Source organism: Phocaeicola plebeius (assembly GCF_003437535.1).
Classification (GTDB): Bacteria; Bacteroidota; Bacteroidia; order Bacteroidales; family Bacteroidaceae; genus Phocaeicola; species Phocaeicola plebeius_A.
On record NZ_QSQT01000049.1, the window covers coordinates 1 to 21,281 of the forward strand.

A 21,281-nucleotide genomic window follows, 5' to 3' on the forward strand; every position below is an offset into this window, starting at 1 on the left:
TTATACCCTAATAAGCTGCCGGAAAGTGAACGGGTATGCTCCGGAATATGTACATTGTGATAGATATTGAGTTTTCGGTTACGGACGATGAAAGTGTCAGCTATCATTCGAATGAATATTCTCATCCTCGCTTTGACCTCATTGCCGTACAGCCAGGAAAGAATTATCGGCTGGCTGTCATTGAACTGAAAAAGGGAATAGGGGCTACGGGGCTGCAAGGGGATGGCTCTTTTAATAAAAATATGAAGTCTGGAGTACAAGATCACATCGCCAAGTTTAAGGATACCTTAGGGAGCGACAAGGGATATCGTGAATTTATACAGGAAATGGAAGGTGTATTGTCGGCAAAGGTAGAGTTTGGAATATTGCCGAAAGAACTTGAGGGTGTAAAAATCCCGGTTGAGAAGCCTGAATTCTATCTGGCATACGCGGGCCCGGAGATGGAGCGTTTCAAGAAGGCGTGTGACGAAATCGGGCAGCCGTGCATCTGCATCATGGACGAACAGAAACCGCTCTTGAAACTATGAACATCACGATTCATCGGGGGCCAACCAGATAGGAGGATGCATTACAGAAATATCAACGGAAGACTGTAAGGTGCTGATTGATTTGGGGAGCAATCTTCCTGGATATCATGGTGCGGGCGCCAAAGAAGTGTTGCTTGGTAAGTATGAGGCCTTGATGGCTCACGGTGATTATACAAAGCTGGTGGAAGCGGTGAAAAGAATGCGTACTTACCATACCGCCAGATGTATGGATATATCTGGCAAAGGCAAGATATTCGTTACGCCGTATTTTGTGAGCCATTCAGCTTTCGATGCGTATATGTTGCTGATTGAGTGTGAAGGAAAAAGGATTCTTCATACGGGGGACTTCCGTGGACATGGCTTTTTAGGGAAAGTCGTATTCGCAGCCTTTTTCCGGGCAGGATATATGATGGAGTAAAAGATGGTTTTCACACAAGCGGTCATGCCGATGTACAGACTTTAAGAGAGGTATGCCAGGCTGTAAAACCTCGGATAGGGATTATTTCTATTCATAAGGAAGCAGGCCATAGGTATGAGGAGCTGGGGCTTTCCGATTATAAGGTGTTTGGAGAGGGTGAAACAGAAACTGATAACATTCATATTTCAATTCAATGAGAATTCTTCAATTATCAGATACGCATAATCAACATGCGCGGCTGGCGGAACTTCCAGAGGCGGATGTGGTGGTGCATTGCGGAGATTTTACAGAAAACGGAACGGAAGAGGAAGTACTTGACTTCCTGAATTGGTTTGCGGGACTTCCGTATCCTCATAAGCTATTTGTGACAGGGAATCATGATTTGTGCCTCTGGGATGCGGAGGAGATTGAGGACCTGCCCGACGGTATGCACTTTCTGCAAGACCGTGGGTGCGTGATAGACGGGGTGAGGTTCTTCGGCCTGGCTTACAATCATCCGGAAAGTCTGATTCCTGATGGGGTGGATGTACTCCTTACGCACGAGCCTCCGGTGATGTTACTGGACAAGTCGGCCGGAACGCATTGGGGGAATGCACCGCTTCGCCGGCGGGTGTTGGAAGTGAAGCCCCGCTATCACCTATATGGGCATGCTCACGAAGATTGGGGAGTGATGAAGATGGAGGATGTTGTGTTTTCCAACGGGGCCTTGGCGGACAACTGCAACAGGTTGTGCCGCCGGCCCCGGTTGTTTGCCTTATGATGTCAGGGCAGTGTACTTCTATTCTTCTGCTTCTTGAGTTTGTTGCAGGATGGTTTTTCCGTTGTGCTGTACTTTCAGGGTGGCTTTGTCGCCCATGGTTACCACATAGCGGTAGCTGCCTTTTGAGAAGAGGAAGGTGTTGTCCTTCTCTACATAGTTGCCGTTCAGCACCAGTTCGGGAGTATCTGACATCTGCTGTGTGCTTTTCCAGGAAGCGTATCGCATGGTTTCTCCGTCCAGATTGTCGATGCGGATAATGTAATCTTTCGTTCTGAAAAACAGTTCCAGTCGTTGGTAGTGGTGTAACTGAGGATGCAGCCAGAAAGGAGCTCCGGTTTTCTGATAGACAAAATCTGTGCCATTGAAATGGTAGATGTCGTATCGGTCGGAAATGCAGTTCATGCTGTCTGTGGTGGCTACATACAGGTTTTGTGCTTTCTTGTCGTATTGGAAAAGCCAGTCCCATCCTTCGCCCAGATTGGCAAGAAAGTACCAGTCAGCAATGCTGTGTTCAAAGCCTATGGTGACTGAGCGTTTGCCGTGGCGTACGAAGCAAGGGGCACTGACGAGATTTCCATCTTTTATCCGCATAGCCACCAGGGAATTGGCGGAGTAGTTGCTGGATATCCTGAAATAATCGTCGACCATGTACAGCTTGCTGCCGTCTGTACAGGGATAGGTATAGATGGTGTCGATGTAGCTGCCGAAATCGATTTCATCGTGCTCGCCGTCGGGATGCAGCAGCATGTCGAGCGACTGGTGGACAGCTTTTATTTCCGTTCCGCTTCTGTACTGGATGAGGTTGCCCCAGCAGATCATGGTTCCGCCTTCGCCCGTATTCCATGAATAGATGCGCAGGCATTTGTCGTCTGAAGTAGCAATGGTGACGTATTCCTTTTTGATGCTTTGAGTGAAAGGATGGGAGAAAGTGGCGGTGTCGGTGAGTACCCAATTAATCAGAGCTTCGTGGGAGGGAGTGTAAAAATTCTCGAAGGCTTCTTCTTCAGATTTCGGCTGGGAATCTTCCAGCATTTTCAGTTCTTTCTTTTCCATCTGGGTAGTATGTGACGACTGACACGCATAGAGTGTTACCAAAGAACACAGCGACAGATACAGTAACGAATAAGCTTTCATGTTTTTAGGAATTTGGATGTGTGTATTTCGGGATAAAGATACTACTTTTTCAGCTGATTCCATACGGTTTCTACCCACCGGTGGATATTCTTCCGGGCGACTTCCGGACGGATGGCTTCTTCAAGGGGCATACCGTCGGGCGTAAGGCTGTCCACCCGACTGAATCCGGCATTCAGCAGGGATTCTGCATCGCTGGCTTTTCCGGCTACCAGCCAGACGGGAACATGCTGTGCCTGTGCCCGCCGCATCACCCGCTCGGGAAGCTTGCCCATGAGTGTCTGACGGTCGGCATGTCCCTCGCCGGTAATGACGAGGTCGGTATGTGTCAGGAGGGTGTCGAATTCGCAGAGGTCGAGCAGGAGGTCGGCCCCCGATTGGGTGGTAGCCTGAAGATATTGCAGGAAGGCGTATCCCAGTCCGCCGGCAGCTCCGGCACCGGGTTGGAAGGATGCGTCTCTGCCCATGCGCCGGGCGGACTCTTCGGCAAACTGACGGGCGCGTCGGTCCAGCTCTTCCACCATCTCGGGAGTGGCTCCCTTCTGTGGGGCGAAGATGTGAGCAGCGCCTTCGGGTCCGTAGAGCGGATTGTGTACATCGCTGGCCAGTATGAAGTGGCAGTCGGACAGAGGACCGTTTAACACGTCTTCTATCGTGCAACCGGGAGCCAGAGAGTCGGTCAGGCCCTGAAGCATGCCTTTTCCGGCATCGCTCGTACCGCTTCCGCCCAGTCCGATAAGGAAGCGCCGGCATCCGTGCTGTATGGCGTGTGCCACGAGTTCGCCTACGCCGTAGGTGGTAGCTACTAACGGATTGCGTTCCTCGGCAGACAAGTACGTCAGTCCGCAGGCTTGTGCAGTTTCAATGACGGCGGTTCCGTCGGGAGCAATGCCGTAGCAGACGGTGATGGGACGCATCAGCGGGTCGTGTACTTTCGCTTGGAGAAGTTGCCCGTGGAGGGCGGTGATAAAGGCCGGAAGCATCCCTTCGCCTCCGTCGGACATGGGGAGGGAACGGACTTCTGCCCCGCGGGCTGTCAGGGCGTGAGAAAATGCTGCCTCTACTTCTGCTGAAGAAAGGCAGCCTTTGAATGAATCGATGGCGAGCAGAATTCTCATGAGTGAGTGGGTTTTAGTAACTATTGCAAAGTTACTAAAAATAGGCGGAAGACTGCAAGCACATTGGTGTGATGTCAGCTTTTGGAATCGGAAACGGTGTAGTTAAGCAGGTAAATGTCATCCGGAGAAATTTGTCCGTCTTCCGTCAGGATACGCCAGTCGGTGATTTCAGAGACGTGATACACATTTACGTCACCACAATGCAAAGAGCTGATATAGTAAGGTTCGTTCAGTGCTTCTGCCCGGAATGTGTCGGGGCCGATGAAACCTTTCATGCGGAACCAGATGTGTTCTTTCTGTTCCTTTTCATCGGGGTCTGCGAATTCCGGATCGACCGTCAGCCCCAGTTTGACGATAGCCGATTCCGGGTCGGATGCACAAGCTCTTCTCATATAGTCAAGGCGCTCAAGGGCCATGTCTTTCATACGCCGTGTTTCAGCATTGGTAATCATGCACAGCAGGTTATCGTCCATTTTGTCCGCTAGGTCGGTAATAGGCACATATTGATGCTGATTCATGGCTTCTTCGCTTGGGTAGGCAAAAAGCATGCAGGAGTGGGTGTTGTGTCCATATTTACGTTGCTGGAGTCCTCCGTTTACCTCCTGAGGGTATCGTTGCAGTGCTTCAGGCCATGATATCAGTGTGCCCACTAATGGTGAGTTGTCAGCAAATCGCGCCAGCAATACCGGTTCTCCTGTTTCCGGAATTTCTTCGTTGTCAAGCAGACTGCAAGCCATGGTGTTCATCACTTCTCCAATTTCGTTCAGGTTTTTCTTTCCGGCATCCAGAATTTCTATTTCCGGCAAGCCACATCGGGCCAGTCCGTGTGTGTGAAGCCAGACTTCGTCCTTTTCATACGTCACGGCATGTATCTGATAGATGTACTGTGGGCTGGGAGGAGTATTTGAAGCAGCTGCCAGGTGGGCCCATTGTCCGGAGAAAATCTGTTCGGCACTTTCGTCAATGATGGCCACCGGTTCCGGCATCAGGGCATCAATGAGCTTGAGCTGGAAGTGGAAGGATGACTTATGGTCTTTTCCGAAAGGCATGATAACCATCAGGCCGAATTCAGCCTTTGCCAGTTCTTCATTTTCTTCATCAGAAAATATGTGTCTGCGCTGTATTGATTTGTAACTGTCGTAAGCGGGATAAGGAGAGAGGTCGACAGCATAAGTCTCTCCATGATAGCTGATGGTAATGAAAGGTTGCTCACCGTCGTTCTCGGAAGCCACGGACAATACTTCTACTCCCTCCATCCGGCTGATGCGCCTGATCTTTTCTTCGCGGTCGAAAAGGGTGTCTTCCTGGTCGCTCCAGGGAATGGCGAGCATGTATGATTTTTCTTCGTAATAGGATAAAGGCTGTTCGGAAGGAGAGGCGAGGAAGTCGGTCACACGCCGGCATTCTTCCAGTGCTTCTTTTACATCACTCCAGAATTCCTGGGTTTCGGGGTCATCATCTATCATTTGCATGACGGCGTCGAAATAGGGTATAGCTTCTTTTTCACGCTCCAGGTGCATCAGCGCGTATCCCATTCTGCAATGCCAGTTCGGGTCGTTCCGGCCTTCTTCTCTGGTCGATTCTAACAAATCCAGTGACTTGAGCAGATAAGATTCTCCATGGTTTATACTGTGGCCATAGTTTGCGTATTCACGTGCCAGAAGACCGGTGAGTTCATAACCTCGTTCTGCTTCGGGAACAGATTCCATCAGTCGGATGGCTTCTTCTATTTGTCCTTTTTCCAGAAGTGCCTGCACTTCCTTTATCATGTCATTTTGATTTTTCATAAGATATGTGTTTTTAAGGTGAGTATTTCTGTCAGGATTTCAATTGTACGGATTCTATCAGCTTCTGGGCTTCAGCCTCATGGCTGTCGTCTGTGGTTAAGCAGATAATCAGATAGCCTTCGAGTGTTTCACGGTCCAGCCGGAATACCAGGGTCTGCTGCACATGGATGGTGCCTCCTCCAGCTACCGGATAGTCCATGGGAACAGATATTTTTTCGAACTCCTTTCCCTGGACGTTTATTTTCTCAACTGGTTCTCCTTGCATGGAATGCAGGATGGTGCGGTGCATCTCGTCCAGTTCCTCTTCAGTATCAAACTTGTTGTGATTGATTGCTATGCTGTTTTGTTCATCCAGCAAATAGAGAATGCATTGTTCGTTTGATTTTTGTGTCATCCAGTGTGCCGGATAGGAACAGCTGAATCCAAGCTGGTCGACAGTATAAGTTTCCCATTTGTCAGGGTCGGTCGTGGTGGGAGGAGACAAGACGGGGGTGTCAGAGTTGGCAGTTTCTTCTCCATCTGTTTCTTCAGTGGCATATTTTTCCAGTTCTCCGCTTTTCCATGCTGCCTGTATTTCCTCGTATTCTGATGGAGCAAGACGTGTCTGTTCGGTAAATGCCAGTATGAAGAGTACCAGAAGTACTCCTTCGGCGATGCGGGAAATGGCCCGGCTGTCTGTTTGCATGCGGTCGGCCTGCACGTAGCCTGCTCCCAGCAGCAAGCCGCTTACCAGTCCGCCTACATGAGCTGCATTGTCAATTCCTTCCGTTCGGGCTCCAGTGAGCAGGTTGTACACGACGAAGAGTCCGATGCTGTACAGCAACGACCGCCGTTGGTGACGTTCTATGCGATGGAACAGAAGGTAGGAAAGGAAGATACCGTATAATCCGAAGATTGCTCCAGAAGCCCCTGCACTGATACTGTCAGGGTGTATCATCAGACTGGCAGATGCAGAACAGAGTCCGGTGAGCACGTATGCCACACTCAGCCGGTCGGTACCCACGAGTTGTTCCAGGTAGGCACCGATATAAAGCAGGGCATACATATTCATCAGGAGATGGATGACCCCGATGTGGATAAAGTTGCAGGTAAACGTGCGCCACCATTCGCCGGAGAGGGTAAGCGGACCGAAGTCGGCTCCCCATTTAAGGATGGAAATACCCGTCGGGAATAGGAAATTTACTCCGCAGAGCACCATTAGTAGGAAGATGGCTACATTGATGTATACCAAAATAGGAGTGGCCATATTGCCTTTTCGTGGGGTCAGTATGGAACGGAATGTCATTCTGTTGCTATCGTCCAGTATGACTCCGTCGTTTTCTGCGGAATGAAACGCGCTGTAACCTTCACAGGTGTTTCTACGGTCAGTGCGGGCAATGTGTGAACAGTCTTTTAGTTTGTCAAGTAGATTCGCCAGTCCGTTAGCCTGCTTGAATTCGGTTTCTTCTTTATATAAGGGATACAGTTCGTAGAACGCTACTTTCTCACCATCGGGCAATGTACATTCTCCGGCCTGTTCATCCCGTTCTTCAGGGGAAAGGAGCAAGAGGGACTCCATGGCTGTGTTTTCATGCAATGGGCTGCCGTCGGATACCGTATGTCCGCATGCCAGCCAGATGTCTTTCTGCCGGGTAAGTTCAGCACACCGGAACAGCCACTCCACGGGCCATCTGTCTTCCGGTTCATTGCTTTCGGGGTTCCATTCCGGTGGAAGGCTGATGCAGAACTCGCACCGGGAGGGGAGATCCTTATGTGGCATTTTCATGGAACTGGCACCCGCTCCACAGGTGACCAGCGTGTAATAATCATATCGGTTGGTTGGAGCTACGAGAAGTATTTCTACCGGAGAGTTTGTCTTTTCGCTTCGCAGAATGGCGTTGATGCTGCCGAAATATTTGCGGATGTGTGCCTGTACAGCCTCTTTCTGCTCACTGGTATAGGCAATGTAGGGATGCACGCTCTCTTTGTCATTTGTAATGCAGTGGCTGTTGTGTAAGCACTGCATGGTTTTGAAAAGCTTTTTAAGATTGGATTTGTTCTTCCCCCAGTCTATTATCTGTATGGTAGAACAGGCACTGGTGCCCACAATCTGTCCGTTTATTTCGCGAAGTGTTACTTTTTCCTCCCACGACCTCATGCTCATGGGAGTATAGAATACAGCTTCTGTGCGTGTCATGCCTCCCGCTCGCCAGCCCAACTGTCTGGCTGCTTCTGCCGCAACCAGCAGGGTTTCGCTTGGGCTACAGCCGGGAAGACTGAGTGTCATTTCTGCTTTAGGTTTAAATCCGATTGCCATAATTGAATTTTTTAGTGTAGTAATTCTTGTTTCAAATCAAATGCTGGCTTTTCGGTGTGTGCTTTACAGAAGGGTCCAGGCTTAATAAAATGGAAGCGGACATTTAATGGTATGAAAGGTTGTTTTAATTCGTGCGAAACGAAATTAGGTATATGAATTGATAAAAACAACTTCTTCGGAAAGTTTTAATATATTTTTAATAATTGCAAAAAACTATGTAATTAATAAGAAAATATACTTGGGAACTTCATTTGTAGACTGAAAAGTATAAAAAACTTAAATTATGACCGCGTGGTCGTTTTTTTAAGACATATTAAGTGGAGAAATGAGGTATGGTAATCAATTTGTGGTATTTTTGAGCAAATGAATGGTTGGTGTGTGTGCAAAATAAATTTTGTGTAACAGAATTTAGGACAGAAAACTCAGGGTACAGACAAAATAAGGAGGAAACAGGTAGGAAAGAATTACTTGAAGTCGGTTTACTTGATATGGGGACTATGGAGGCTGTGCCTTGGTCTGTGTTCACTCCATGCAAATGAAGTGAAAAAAACGCAAGTGCATTTGCTGTCAAACGCCTTTGCGTTTCAAGTAAAACGCAAGTACGTTTCAGGTAAAACGTCAAAGCGTTTTCACACAAACGTAAAGGCGTTTTTTGCCCCTGACGAACTTCCTTGAATCCTGATGAATGAAAATAGATGTAAAACACAGAAAATCAAAACTTATGAACCTTATAGAACAATGCCAACAGTGGAATGAACAAGACGAGTTTCAAAAAATAATAGATGCCATTGAAACTATTCCAGCTGACCAGCGCACTCCGGAGTTGGATAGTGAACTGGCCCGTGCTTATAACAATTTGGCCGAACCTACAGACAGGCACCTTTTTCAAAAATCCCTTGCCTTACTGAAACCCCATGAAAACTATTTCAAGGGGGACCATTGCTGGAATTTCCGCATAGCCTATGCTTATTATTATTTAGAGCAAGAGGGAAGAGCGCTCCACTATTTCCGGCAGGCCCTGGATGCACGTCCTGGTGATGAGGATACCCAGCAAATGATAGAAGCATGCCGTAAGGATTTGTCGTTGCCCCGGTTTAACAAGACCTTTCGTGAACGTACAGAAAAGGCGTGGGCTGCTTTTGAACGGGAAGAAGCAAGGCTGCGCAAGATTATGCGCGAAGATATACGCCATGAGCGTAGCAAAGAACTGATTAGCCGTTGTGAGCGTGTCCTTTCCATCGCCCTGAGTGACACGGCATTCGAACTTGGTTGTCAAAAGGACCGATATGAACTGGTGCTGAGTCCTGAAGGAGAACGGATGAAGCTGTTTCCACTGGTTTATTTCCAACAACATGCTCCGGCATCCGTGCGTAAGAACTGGGACATTATAGTAGGCCGTCAGAAAAATCCTCATTCCACAATTCGTATAGATGAATATGAAGTAAAAGGAAAAGATGTGGATGTGTGGATAGAACAGATAAAAGGCAAGCAGGTGGTGCTTACTCTTTATTGTGAGAAACTGCTTCCTCTGCTGAAAGAAAACGAAAACAAGGCTTGGTGGATGGTGGCCAACCTGATGTCGCACGAGCTGGGTGAAATTGCTTACCTGTCTCTGATTCGCAGTTTCGAATTGACGGCTACACCTAAAAAGGGAATCAGCACCAAGCTGTCCGTACTTTCTGACGCATTGAAGGCAATGAATCTGCCCGATTACAAAGATGCAGAAGAATTCCTGATTCACAATCGTATCAACTATAACTTGAGCCCGGAAGAAGACAAAAATGCCGACTGGCGTCTGGATGTCTTTACAGGGAGTGCCTGTGTGCCTGCACTTATCAACGGCTATTTAAGTGCGGAACCAGATGCCATGGATGAGCTTCATCAGGATGGCATTGTGGCTGGATTCTTTATTTATCCGGCAATTGAAGCTGTAGAAGGAGAGGAACGTACGAAACAAATGCAGCAACTCAGGGATGACTTGCAGGAGAAAATCCGGAAGCAGGCTGGCGATGATGTGGTAGCTTTTCTGGGGGGAGCTACGGGACTGTATTGCGGATACCTGGATTTTATGGCCTGGGATTTAAGGAAACTATTAGAGGTTGCTGCCGATGTCTTTTCACACACCAATCTGCCGTGGGCATACTTCCATTCTTTCCGCCGTGATGTAAGTACGGTAAGAATATGGGAACGTACAGTCGAAGAAGAAGCTCATCAACAGGGCATACATCCGGACACCGGTTCCCTGCTCTCGGCAGAAGACCTTCGTGCGCTGGAAGCTTTTCATGAAGGGGCCACCGGTTATTTCGGAAAAATGTTCAGCTACATTGTAGATTTTGTAAGGAAAGGTGTCAAGGAAGGCCGTTTTACAGAAGAACAGGCCCGGGCTGACCTCCAGATAGCCTTGTGGTATTCGTATAGCTGTATCAACCTGACCTCTTATGAATATTATTACCGTGCCATGCAGTGGATGCCCGATTCGGAAAAGAATGCTAAAGGATGTGCCACATGGTATTATCGTTACTCTTGTGCGCTGATGTATTGCAGTCGGTTGGAAGAGGCCCTGAAATATGCCGAGCAAGGAGCAAAGGAAGAGCCCGATTATCCCTGGATATGGCTTCAGGTAGGAAAACTCCGTTATTATTTCGGCGATAAGAAAGGCGCGCTGGAAGCCGTAAAGCAGGGGCTTTCACTTGAACCGGGCGATTATGAGTTCCTGACATTGGGCCGGGAGATAGAGCTGGGAGCCTCACTTGAACAGATGGAGTTCCACTGGATAAATCCGGATGCAGACCGCGACCTGCTTAACGGGCTGGATGAAGAGGCTGACGATAAGAGATGTACCATTTCCTGTCTGACAGTCAATCCGGAAGGTCTTGCTCGTTTCCATCGGATATTTACCCCCGGACTGGTTACTGATTATGTAAAGAATTCACCCTATTGCCGCTTCAACTATCAGACGCAGCATGGCAAGGTAGAAGTAGTGTTCAAGATGAACGAGGCGGGGCTTTCTAAACTACAGGCCGACTGGCTGGTAATGGTGAAAGATGCACTGGATGACGGACGCTGGGCTGCACATCGTACTACAGAAAATCAGGAAGGAGCGCTTGAAACCATTGTCTTAGGACTTGACTATTCCATTCTCTTAGAGTACAAGCTGAAAGGTCCGGATGAAGGATATGTGCAGGTGTGGTTGAACAAGGATGGCACACCCGTTTCAAATGAAAGCGGTGATTGATATTAAAGGGTTTAAAGAATAAAATCAACTTTAAAAACAAATGACATGAAACGAATAAACTATTATCTGCTGCTTCTGGCAACCATGCTGTGTGTATCATCACTAAATGCACAGAAAGAATACTCTATAGATTGTGTCACTGTAATCAATTTGGGAGACGGGCGTATTCTTCACAGAGATATATCTGGCAATAAACCTCTCAATGGCGAACATCGTATCATTGACGGTTATCATTCTGCTTACATTCTTGCCGGGTTCAAAGATGGTCTCTACAATGGTGATTATGAGGAATATGTGTACAATAAGCTGAAAGCCAAAGGCTCATACAGAGAGGGATGGAAGAATGGAATCTTCAAGAAGTTTGATGATGAAGGCAGAGTGACAGAAGAAAAATCCTACAAGGACGGAAAACTTGATGGGGCACATCGTACATTCTATACAAACGGCAAGCTGGAAATGGAGCGTTTCTACAAAGAAGGAAAACAGGATGGGAAGGATTTGTATTATGAATTTGACGGAACTCTGCGGAGGGAACATAACTATAAGAATGGGAAACAGATTGGCAAACAATATTCATACATAAAGGGTACATTCGAACTGAAAGAAACATCCTATTACAATGAACAAGGACTGCTTGATGGTGACTTTGAGCAACTTTACTTGTTCGGTCAGCCTCGTACTATCGGCCATTACAATAATGGTCAAAAGGATGGTACCTGGATACAGATAGCAGAAAGTGGAGATACGCTTCATATAACGACTTACAATAACGGAAACGAAGAAGGACTTCAGGTTCGTTTCGACAGAGCGACCGGATCACGAGTAAAGGAATTTTACAAAAAGAATAACCGTTATGACGGATTTTATAGAGAATACGACCCTGAAACTGGAGAACTTATTTATGAGGCAACCTACCAGTTCGGACGTCTTAACGGTAAAGCAAAATCATTGGTACGCGATAACCGTTTCGATTATTGGGAAATAAGTACATACGTCAATGGTCGACAGACTGGTCCTTTTGAGTCACGATATGTAAAGAACGATAAAGTAAGAGAAATAGGTACATATCGCAATGGTCATCGCACCGGACGATGGAAACGCTATGACATCAATGGAAAACTGGAGATGGAATGGGAAGAATAGGAATTATGGTTTAATAATCCTGTGTGTTGGAAAGGCCGGTTAATGATAGAGCGTATGAAAACAGTTATATCGTTATTTATTATTAATATGCCAAGTTAGCTGCTAAACGCAGCTTCTTGTCTAGCCATTATCAACTATAAAGTAAATAAGTGTATGTACGAGATTTTTTTAGAAAAGAACATCAATAGTATCAGGCAAACAGTTGATGATGCCTTTATTGCTAAATACGCCGATTTGTCTTATCCGGAACTGACTACTCTATGGCAAGAAGTTGGACTGGGCAGCTATTGTGATGGAATGCTTAAAATCATAAATCCGTCAGATTACCAAGATGTACTAAACTCTTGTTATATTATGGACTATGACACATCGTTTCTGACATTCATGTGTACGGCTTTCGGTGATGTCTTTGCCTATGTAAAAAATTCAAGATTGAAAAATTACATTGTTTATTTGAATGTAAGATACGGAACATATTTAATTCTTCCGGATAATCTCGTATTATTGTTGGGTAAAATAATCTTTAACAAAAGTATCTTGAAAGGTTGGTTTGATTTAGAAAATTATCCTGTAATTCAAGACGTAATGGGAACTCCGGACTATGACGAGTGTTTCGGATATTCTCCACTGCTGGCATTGGGCGGAAGTGAAAGTATTGAAAATGTCAAGATTGTCAAGACACTTCCTTATATAGATATAAGTACACAAACAATCGGCAGATTCAAAGATTCAGATAAATTTTGAGTTTGAAAAAAGTTGATAACAACGCAGGATAACGGCAAGCCGTTCCCTGCTGAAACATTAACGATAATAATTATGAATACAGAAGAACTTTATATTTGGCGATATGGGATAGGTAAACTTCCTAAAGGATTATTGGAGTATGGTAGATCTGATATCTGTGATACTTACGATGAGAGTAAAAGGCAGAAGTTTCAGAATCTCGGGCAATGGATGTGGCAAAATAATGACGGATGGCGCGAGAATTTACCTCCCGTCTTATTCCTTGTATGCAACAAGAAACCGGGAATCCTGCAATTTGATTTTCTTGATAAAAGCAGTATAGAACTCAAAATCGTATCGGAAGATTTTTTGTCTTTACTTCAAGAAAATGGGTTTATCGATAAATATGATATTGCAACTGTCAAGGTAGTAGACAAGAAAAACGAATCTCTAACGGATAAGAAATACTATGCTCTACGTATAAATCATTTTGATAACGATTATTTTCATTTCGGGAAAGGCATAACATATCAGAGTGACTTTCAAAAAAAACTAGGTACTTGTTTTACAGTATATCCTGATATGAAACTGAAAGACAGTTCAATCAAACAGAATTTCTTTGTTTTGAATAGTATAGAATATAAAGATGGTATAATATTCCGAGAAAGAGTTTTGGATAAGGTATTGAATCTGTATAAACCTGAAATTTACAAATTATCAGACTACTCCAAACTATGGATAGATAATGACTTTTATCCATATGGAAATGAATTTATGATTGTGAAATAAAATCGTTAACAAGGTCGAGATAACAGCTAAACGCTGTTGCTCACCAAACCATTAATAACAATAGAACGAAACATGAAGATAAGAATATTGACTTATTTACCTCACATCATCTACTTTTTAGTATTGGGAGTACTATTATTGTTATTGGTGTGGATTGTAAGTCCATCTGATACAGGTGGAGGCATGGACTTTGCTCCTTTTTTACAGGCAGCTTTACTTTTTGCAGGTGTTCTTGCATATCTGATTTACGATTTGTCTTTACATAAGCTCAACTTCAGAATATCTTCACAATTTATAATATTTATTTTTTTAGCATGGTCGTTTAGACATTACTTTAAGATGCAGGAGCTGAATAAATTATGTAGTGGTCATCCGGAACCTCCATATGATTCTCTTATACCTCCACCAATAGATGATTTTATAGTATTATGGGTTGTTTGTCAGGGGATTCTTTTTTACTTATTCTTATTTACAAATGTTTCGTATTTGTTAAATAGAAAAAAGTTATTAACAAACCGGGATAACGCTTGACTGCGTTCCCCACTAAACCATTATAAACAATAAAACAAATTTTTATGGAAGATTTTGATATTCTAAAGAGATTTGACAATGATAAGCTAATAGATGTTGTGAAAAATTATAAGCGTTACGGCTATGATGATGAAATTCGTGATTATGCTATTAATTTATTGGAAGAAAGAGGCTGGAGCGTTGAGGATTTGAAAACATTCGGTTATTGGGAAAATTCCGATTACGAAGAAGCATTGATACAATACAAAGCTTATTGTAGAAATTCACTGATAGCTGTCTGTGTCTTGGTGTTAAGTCTTTGTATGCTGGCGCCTATCTATCTTGTATTTGTTTTTATGGCATATCGGAATGTATGTAAGTTCTATCAGGCATTAGGGAGAAAGGAAGAAGCCGTATTCTCCTTTGACTTGTGTTGGCATGTTTTGTTGTTCTTTTACCTAAAAGAGAAAATGAAAGAGGAGTTGAAAGGAATAAGATAAGTTTATAACAAAAAACAACTTAACGTTGTCTCTCACCCAAACCATTAACAAAAACAGAAAGTCTATGAACAAAGAATACTTTGTATTAGAAATAGAGGACACAAGTTCTGCTGAGTATAGAAAGAACTATTGGAAAAAAGCAGCCGAAATTCTCCTTGAGAGAATATATCAAAGAGAACAGTGCATATCCGAAAAGGTTAAAAATATCATAGAACTTTGTTCTTTACCCGAACATCGTTTTTTTAATGTAGATGTTTATATGCCTAAAAAAAGGAATAAGGCAGATACCAACTATTATGCTCTACATTACGACTTTACCTATATTCAAAATGATATATTAGGAATGATTGATTACCTTAAAATGATAGAACAATGATTTAAATGATGATTGGTATGCGTTATCCGTTCAATCTTTCTGAACCTTTGGTCATTCCACGGAAGAAAATCAGTACATTTGTGGAAGCCGGGTTGTGTATCGCTTATATATGGCTCTGTTGGGACATGCTGTCCGAAAGACTGGTTTTTGGGATTCCCGTAGGCCTATTTTTTTATTTTTTGGTGAAGGGTATCCGGCATTGGCACCATGTCATCCGAATCAGTGAACAGGGAATCACTACTCCCAAAAGAAAGCTGTTGCTTTGGAATAAAATCTTGTATTGCCGATATGTGGTAGTGTATGGTAGATATACGCATGTAGAACTGTTTCTCCGTACTAACCAGAACTACAACGAGACAATCCTTCTGGATGATTATTTCTGTAACCATCGGGAGTTGAGGGCTGCCATTGCATTTTACTCCAGAGGGAAGGTGGAATTGGAAAGTAAAGAAGAATTTTAGTATGAAATTACATTACTGGAATAATGTTTTCAATTCCGGGTAACAGACAGTATCTTGTTCATAGACCTAACCCAATATTAGAATGGGTATAATATTTTGCTAACTAGGTTGAGATAACAGCTTAATGCTGTTCCTCAAGCAAATCATTAGATATAACAGATATGAGAATATTTATACTATATTGCTTGCTCCTTTTTCCACTTAGCTATGTCATAGCGGAAAATGGCTGTATGGAACAAAGTTCTGCAAAATATCATTCTTTGGCTGAACAAGATTCCCTTTATATAGAAACGGAAAAAACAGAATCTGAAATTCTATATAGGTTATGTTTTAATCAGCAAGGTAAAAAGAATGTTGTTTTTGAGTTGAAAGCGGTAGATGATAGTAGTATTGACTTCATACAAAGCTATACAATCATGGGTGTAAGAAAGTTTGATAGCTTTGCTGTGTACGATAATGTAGCAGACGGAAATCGTTTTTTGTTTTTTGATTATGAAAGTCAAATTGCTTATATAACGCCTACTTGTTTTTCCGGTTTCTATCCGATATACAGTTCTGTGGACTTTTCAAAAATGGAAGTTTTGCTACAAAATGAACATTCTTGTTTGAAGTATCCAAGTGATACGTTAAGTATTGACAGTAAGGTGACTTATGTTCCATTTAACTGTAATAATCGAATCATAAAGGCAATTTTTGTTCTATACGCTCAAGTAGGAAAAGATAATAAATATTTAAAACGAAAGATAGCATCTGGCGATGCTCCTTTCTAACCATTATCAACCATAAAACGTAGAAATATGTACGAAGAATTTTTAGAAAAAAGCCTCAATAGTAAGAGGCAAGCAGTAGATGATACTTTTATTGCTAAATATGCTGATTTGTCTTATCCCGAACTGAATACTTTATGGCAGGAGGTCGGGTTGGGAAGTTATTGTAATGGGCTGTTTAAGCTCATTAATCCGTCCGATTATCAGGATGTGATAAACTCCTGTTTTGAAAAGGAGGATGACCAATCATTTCTACCATTCATGTGTACGGCTTTCGGCGATCTCTTTGCCTATGTAAAGAATCCGAGACTGAATAATTACGTCGTTTATCTGAATGTCAGATACGGAACATATTTAATACTTCCTGCCAATCTTCGTGCGATTTTTAATAAGGTAATGGTAAATGAAAGTTTTTTGAAAGGCTGGTTTGATTTAGAAAATTATCCTGTAATACAAGAAAAACTCGGAACTCCAGATTATGATGAGTGTTTCGGATATTCTCTACTATTGGCTTTGGGAGGAAGTGAAGACATTGAAAACATCAAGATAGTTAAGACTATTCCGTACATTGACATTTGTACCCAAACAATCGGCGAATTTGAAATTGCAGATAAATGGTGAATATAGAATAGGTTGATAACGAAGCAGGATAACGGCAAGCCGTTCCCTGCTGAACCATTACTAACAATAGAACGATGAATAAAACCGTCCAATCCATAGTATCATTGACTGCTTTCAGTGCTTTACTGATAGCCATAACATTATTTTGTGGTGGCTTAGGTTTTAGTCGTCTGTTCGAGATATATGGTATTATGGAATATTGCCTTTTAGGTTTACTTATTATTACAGATGTATTGCTAATCTACAAGGTCTATAAACTATATGCAATGCAGCCTAAAGTGATAATGTTATTGCTGGGCTTGGAATGTTGCTCTGTCATTTTGTGGCTTGCCTTTATCTGTATAGACCAAAGTCTATTAGATTGGCAAATTACAAACTTCATATTGCAAGCTGTCAATTTAGATGGTTTCACGGGAGATGAACGAGGATTGAATATGCTTGCAGTATTATGCGGCATTATTTATCCTCTTTGGGGGATTTGGTGTTTATTCACTGGATTGAAGTTTATAAATAAGTTAGTAACAACGAAAGATAGCATCTGACGATGCTCCTTTCTAACCATTATAAACAGTAGCAATATATGATAGGATATTTATGGTATAAGACGGAGTACTTCACCCGACATTCAGATACAAGTATGTATTCTTGGCATGTTCCAAGTGTGTTAAGTACCGTAATAATATTTTACGGAGTAGATATAGCTTTGATTTATTGGGCAGCTACAAGTGTTAATCCGGGATCACTTTTTCTGCTTGCCTTTCCTCTTATATGGATTATTCTGTATGTCTATTATCATTATAAACGACGGTATTTGAAAATTCGAGAGGACGAATCGTATGAGAAATATTCCAATATATGGGCTATTCTATTTTTAATATTACCGTTTATTATTCTAATTGTATTGCTGTTTATGGCAGATAAATTTTATATGCCATATTAATCTTTTATAATAAAATAAGTTCATAACAAGGTTGAGATAACAGCTAACGCTGTTTCTCACCAAACCATTAGCGAAAACATATTAAGATGAAACGGATAGAATTGTTTATGAATATGCTATACTATTGTAATTATATGATTTTTCATAAGGTACAAAAAGGTCTTGATTGGCTTGTTTTCTCTATATTGGACAATGTATGTACACGAAAGTTCTGCAAAAGCAATGGTTACTGGAAATATGTAAACAACTTTAAGCAGATGTATAATAAATCGATGTGGTTTTCAGAAAATAAAAAGAAACCGCCGGTTAAGATTCTTAGTATGGCAGACACAGGAATTATTTTATTTATTTGCATTAACTCGTTTACAATACTGATTAACTTACTTACAATACTGGATGCTATAGCTATAAAAACAGATATAGAAGAATATGATTTTTTCAATAACAAAATGGTATTGGGATTACTAATAATTATTCTTTGTATAATGATATATTTTACTTATCATGTTTTTATAGATAGGAACGATAAATATGTTTCTTATTTCAAGAAATTCAGGAAACAGAAATTTTGGAAACTATTTATATGGTATATACTATCTTATAGTATGTCTATGGCTTGTCTTGGTATAACTTTAAGGTTTATTCTGACAAAATAATAGCAGAAAGAATATTTCACTAACAAAGCAGGATAACGGCAAGCCGTTCCCTGCTGAACCATTAGATATAATTGATTCATGCGATATACAGTTAATATAATAGTGAGTATAAAGGACGTTATTAAAAAGATGGATATTGAAATACCAGAGTACATTTCAAATATCCAGTCTTTCTATTTATATCTTAAAGAGAAATGTGATTTACCACAGGTTAATCAAGGTGAAGTCTGTATTTGCAGTAAGGATAAGAATAGAGATATAACTTTATTTGTCATAACTGATACCGAATCAGTTCTTTACTCTCCCTTTGAAGATATAAGTATGTTTGCTTCTATTTTTCCTCTTTATATTTCTTATTGTAGCACTATTGCACGAGCAGAAGAAATATTTCTCGCAAATGAAGGTTCTCACTATTATATGTGGCATGAAGGTTATGAAGATGAGTATTCAAAGTATGGAATCGCTAAAGAATTGGAAGAAGAATGGCTTCAAGAATACTGTTTATCTCCCAAGATTCCTTAAATATATCTAACAAGGTCGAGATAACAGCTAACGCTGTTTCTCACCAAACCATTAGTAATAAAGAAAGCAATTAATATGTACGATAAGTTTTTAGATAAGAGCCTAAACAGCACTCGCCAAACGATAGATGATACTTTTATTGCAAAATATGCTAATGCGGTATCGGAACAAATAATCGAACTTTGGAAAGAAGTTGGACTTGGAACGTTTTGTGATGGATTGTTCAGAATTATTAACCCCGATAAATATAAGACAATAGTAGATTATAGTTATCCTTTGTATGAATATGAAACAGCAACTCCATTTATGACAACTGTTTTTGGAGATATTTTTGCTTATGTTAAGAATCCCGTGATAGGAAATTATGTCGTATTCATCAATGTAAGATACGGAACATTCAAGATTTTATCCGAGAATGTTGATATACTATTGAATGTGGTAATTTTCAACAAAAGTTGTTTGGAATCATGGTTTTCCTTAAATAAATATCCTATGATAAAATCAGAAAAGGGTGTTCCTGCATTGGATGAATGTTACGGATACGTTCCAGCATTGGCATCGGGTGGTATAGAATCAATCGATAGTATCAAAATTCTAAAAGCTATTCCGTATATAGAAATGTCACTCCAATTTATCGGGGATTTGAAGCGAGTGCGATAGAATATATTACTAACAAACCGGGATAACGTTTGACAGCGTTCCTTGCTGAACTATTAATAATAATTGAACGTATGAAAACAGTCATATCATTGCTTTTTTTACTGTTACTCATAATGCAAAGCTGCGGGTTCGTATATGAACGGCATCTTACAGGAAACTATTACCTGATAGCGGTAGATACCAAGGAGGATATGGATGTGTGTTATCATCAGAAAAATGATTCACCCTATACGGGAATAACGGGAGCCAGTGTTTATGCAGTGGGATATGATGATAATTTTATTCTTGTCAAGGCATATCGTGCTTTTAAGGACAGCATGGGCATTTCCTTACCCCGTTATGATAAGGATACAACCGAATATTATATTATTCCCGTAAACAACACACAAAAAGCATGGGAAGCACAAGAAAATAAGTTTGGGGCATTCAGTAAAAAGGATTTTGAAGTCAAGCGGAAAGAATTAGGTGTACCGGATGATATAACTTTTAAGGAGTTATAAATATATTATTAATGAGAAAAGATGACGTCTTATGTCGTTTATTATCAGATTATTAGTGGTGACAATATCATTATAAATCCAAAATATAAAATAGATATGATAGCATGTGTAATAAATATGATACTTATAGCGGTTTCACTGTTGCTACTCTTTTTATTAAGAAAGAAGAAATATAAAGGTGTAAAGAAAATAATAATACTAACAATATGCTTTGTGACAGGTCTGTATATTTTGTTGCAAATAATTATGTTGCTATATTTCTTCTTAGGCGATTTCTCTGCAGAAGAATTATGGTAAAAATATCACTAACAAAACTAATAATTCTTTATGATTAAATTCTTTTTTGATGCGATGTATTATCAGTTCTTTATATACAATAGGGATAAATTTAAGTTGGAAGATCCACATGAGAGAACAATATTACTATTCTGTGGAATATTATTTCTACCGATAATTGCATTGATTTATCCATTGATAAAAGAGAATTTCAATTATGATTTGCCGTTTATTTTCTTTGTTCCAATATTTTATATTCTATATTATTTTTTTAATAGATATTATGTAAGAAAGGGAAAGGGAATTGAGATAATACGAGAAAAACCTTTATTGTTTAAAAGCCAACGTTTATCGTTCATTATCTCTTGGATGGTTTACCCATTTTTAGCTGTATTGCTTTATTTCATGATAACACATCGGCATTGGCTGAAAATAATATAATAAAGATTTAATAGGTTGGTAACAACGAAAGAAAGCATCTGACTATGCTCTTTTCTAACCATTAGCATTAATACATATTCCGAAGCATACCCGTTCACTTTCCGGCAGCTTATTAGGGTATAAA

Annotated in this window: 21 protein-coding genes; 17 read left to right on the top strand and 4 right to left on the bottom strand. The window is 41.5% G+C overall.

Annotation, left to right across the window (positions count from 1 at the left end; genetic code table 11):
- Positions 1-35: 35 nt before the first annotated feature.
- The 3 genes from DXD04_RS15805 (at position 36) to DXD04_RS15815 (ending at position 1,705) form a co-directional block, all read left to right on the top strand.
- A complete protein-coding gene (locus tag DXD04_RS15805; RefSeq protein WP_117674105.1) occupies positions 36-527 on the top strand; it encodes a hypothetical protein in 492 nt (163 codons plus the stop codon).
- A gap of 82 nt (positions 528-609) precedes the next feature.
- Entirely contained in the window at positions 610-945 is a 336-nt protein-coding gene (locus DXD04_RS16985; protein ID WP_259299579.1) for an MBL fold metallo-hydrolase, read from the top strand.
- A gap of 193 nt (positions 946-1,138) precedes the next feature.
- Positions 1,139-1,705 (top strand): metallophosphatase domain-containing protein, encoded by a 567-nt coding sequence (locus tag DXD04_RS15815; RefSeq protein ID WP_117674106.1) that lies wholly within the window; start codon positions 1,139-1,141, stop codon positions 1,703-1,705.
- Positions 1,706-1,723: 18 nt separating this feature from the next.
- On the opposite strand, the gene DXD04_RS15820 is transcribed toward DXD04_RS15815, so the two are convergent.
- From DXD04_RS15820 to DXD04_RS15835, 4 genes are all read right to left on the bottom strand, one after another.
- A complete protein-coding gene (locus DXD04_RS15820) occupies positions 1,724-2,839 on the bottom strand; it encodes a hypothetical protein (RefSeq protein ID WP_117674107.1) in 1,116 nt (371 codons plus the stop codon).
- A 41-nt stretch (positions 2,840-2,880) separates the two neighbouring features.
- Entirely contained in the window at positions 2,881-3,954 is a 1,074-nt protein-coding gene (locus DXD04_RS15825; RefSeq protein ID WP_117674108.1) for a glycerate kinase family protein, read from the bottom strand.
- A 74-nt stretch (positions 3,955-4,028) separates the two neighbouring features.
- Entirely contained in the window at positions 4,029-5,741 is a 1,713-nt protein-coding gene (locus tag DXD04_RS15830; RefSeq protein WP_117674109.1) for a DUF4026 domain-containing protein, read from the bottom strand.
- A 31-nt stretch (positions 5,742-5,772) separates the two neighbouring features.
- On the bottom strand, positions 5,773-8,037 hold the full coding sequence (locus DXD04_RS15835) for a rhomboid family intramembrane serine protease (RefSeq protein ID WP_117674110.1): 2,265 nt from the start codon (positions 8,035-8,037) through the stop codon (positions 5,773-5,775).
- A gap of 721 nt (positions 8,038-8,758) precedes the next feature.
- Here DXD04_RS15835 and DXD04_RS15840 point away from each other — a divergent pair.
- The 14 genes from DXD04_RS15840 (at position 8,759) to DXD04_RS15915 (ending at position 20,440) form a co-directional block, all read left to right on the top strand.
- Positions 8,759-11,272, top strand: a complete 2,514-nt coding sequence (locus tag DXD04_RS15840) for a tetratricopeptide repeat protein (protein ID WP_117674123.1) — start codon at positions 8,759-8,761, stop codon at positions 11,270-11,272.
- Positions 11,273-11,317: 45 nt separating this feature from the next.
- Positions 11,318-12,415 (top strand): toxin-antitoxin system YwqK family antitoxin, encoded by a 1,098-nt coding sequence (locus DXD04_RS15845; RefSeq protein WP_117674111.1) that lies wholly within the window; start codon positions 11,318-11,320, stop codon positions 12,413-12,415.
- Between the two features lie 153 nt (positions 12,416-12,568).
- Positions 12,569-13,159, top strand: a complete 591-nt coding sequence (locus tag DXD04_RS15850) for a T6SS immunity protein Tdi1 domain-containing protein (RefSeq protein WP_117674112.1) — start codon at positions 12,569-12,571, stop codon at positions 13,157-13,159.
- A gap of 72 nt (positions 13,160-13,231) precedes the next feature.
- Positions 13,232-13,927 (top strand): Imm43 family immunity protein, encoded by a 696-nt coding sequence (locus tag DXD04_RS15855; RefSeq protein ID WP_117674124.1) that lies wholly within the window; start codon positions 13,232-13,234, stop codon positions 13,925-13,927.
- Positions 13,928-13,999: 72 nt separating this feature from the next.
- Entirely contained in the window at positions 14,000-14,458 is a 459-nt protein-coding gene (locus DXD04_RS15860; RefSeq protein ID WP_229035413.1) for a hypothetical protein, read from the top strand.
- A gap of 44 nt (positions 14,459-14,502) precedes the next feature.
- Entirely contained in the window at positions 14,503-14,937 is a 435-nt protein-coding gene (locus DXD04_RS15865; protein ID WP_117674113.1) for a hypothetical protein, read from the top strand.
- Positions 14,938-15,001: 64 nt separating this feature from the next.
- Positions 15,002-15,313, top strand: a complete 312-nt coding sequence (locus DXD04_RS15870) for a hypothetical protein (protein WP_117748554.1) — start codon at positions 15,002-15,004, stop codon at positions 15,311-15,313.
- 5 nt (positions 15,314-15,318) lie between these two features.
- On the top strand, positions 15,319-15,774 hold the full coding sequence (locus DXD04_RS15875) for a hypothetical protein (RefSeq protein ID WP_229035412.1): 456 nt from the start codon (positions 15,319-15,321) through the stop codon (positions 15,772-15,774).
- A gap of 161 nt (positions 15,775-15,935) precedes the next feature.
- Positions 15,936-16,544 carry a hypothetical protein gene (locus DXD04_RS15880; protein ID WP_117674115.1) on the top strand — a complete coding sequence of 203 codons (609 nt, stop codon included), beginning with the start codon at positions 15,936-15,938 and terminating at the stop codon, positions 16,542-16,544.
- Positions 16,545-16,571: 27 nt separating this feature from the next.
- On the top strand, positions 16,572-17,162 hold the full coding sequence (locus tag DXD04_RS15885) for a T6SS immunity protein Tdi1 domain-containing protein (protein ID WP_117674116.1): 591 nt from the start codon (positions 16,572-16,574) through the stop codon (positions 17,160-17,162).
- A 74-nt stretch (positions 17,163-17,236) separates the two neighbouring features.
- Positions 17,237-17,704 carry a hypothetical protein gene (locus DXD04_RS15890; RefSeq protein WP_117674117.1) on the top strand — a complete coding sequence of 156 codons (468 nt, stop codon included), beginning with the start codon at positions 17,237-17,239 and terminating at the stop codon, positions 17,702-17,704.
- A gap of 1,183 nt (positions 17,705-18,887) precedes the next feature.
- The gene (locus DXD04_RS15905; protein ID WP_005650147.1) at positions 18,888-19,280 is read left to right on the top strand and encodes a hypothetical protein; all 393 of its coding nucleotides are present in this window, start codon (positions 18,888-18,890) and stop codon (positions 19,278-19,280) included.
- Positions 19,281-19,355: 75 nt separating this feature from the next.
- A complete protein-coding gene (locus tag DXD04_RS15910) occupies positions 19,356-19,940 on the top strand; it encodes a GAD-like domain-containing protein (RefSeq protein WP_117674120.1) in 585 nt (194 codons plus the stop codon).
- 71 nt (positions 19,941-20,011) lie between these two features.
- Entirely contained in the window at positions 20,012-20,440 is a 429-nt protein-coding gene (locus tag DXD04_RS15915) for a DUF3997 domain-containing protein (RefSeq protein WP_117674121.1), read from the top strand.
- Positions 20,441-21,281: the final 841 nt, after the last annotated feature.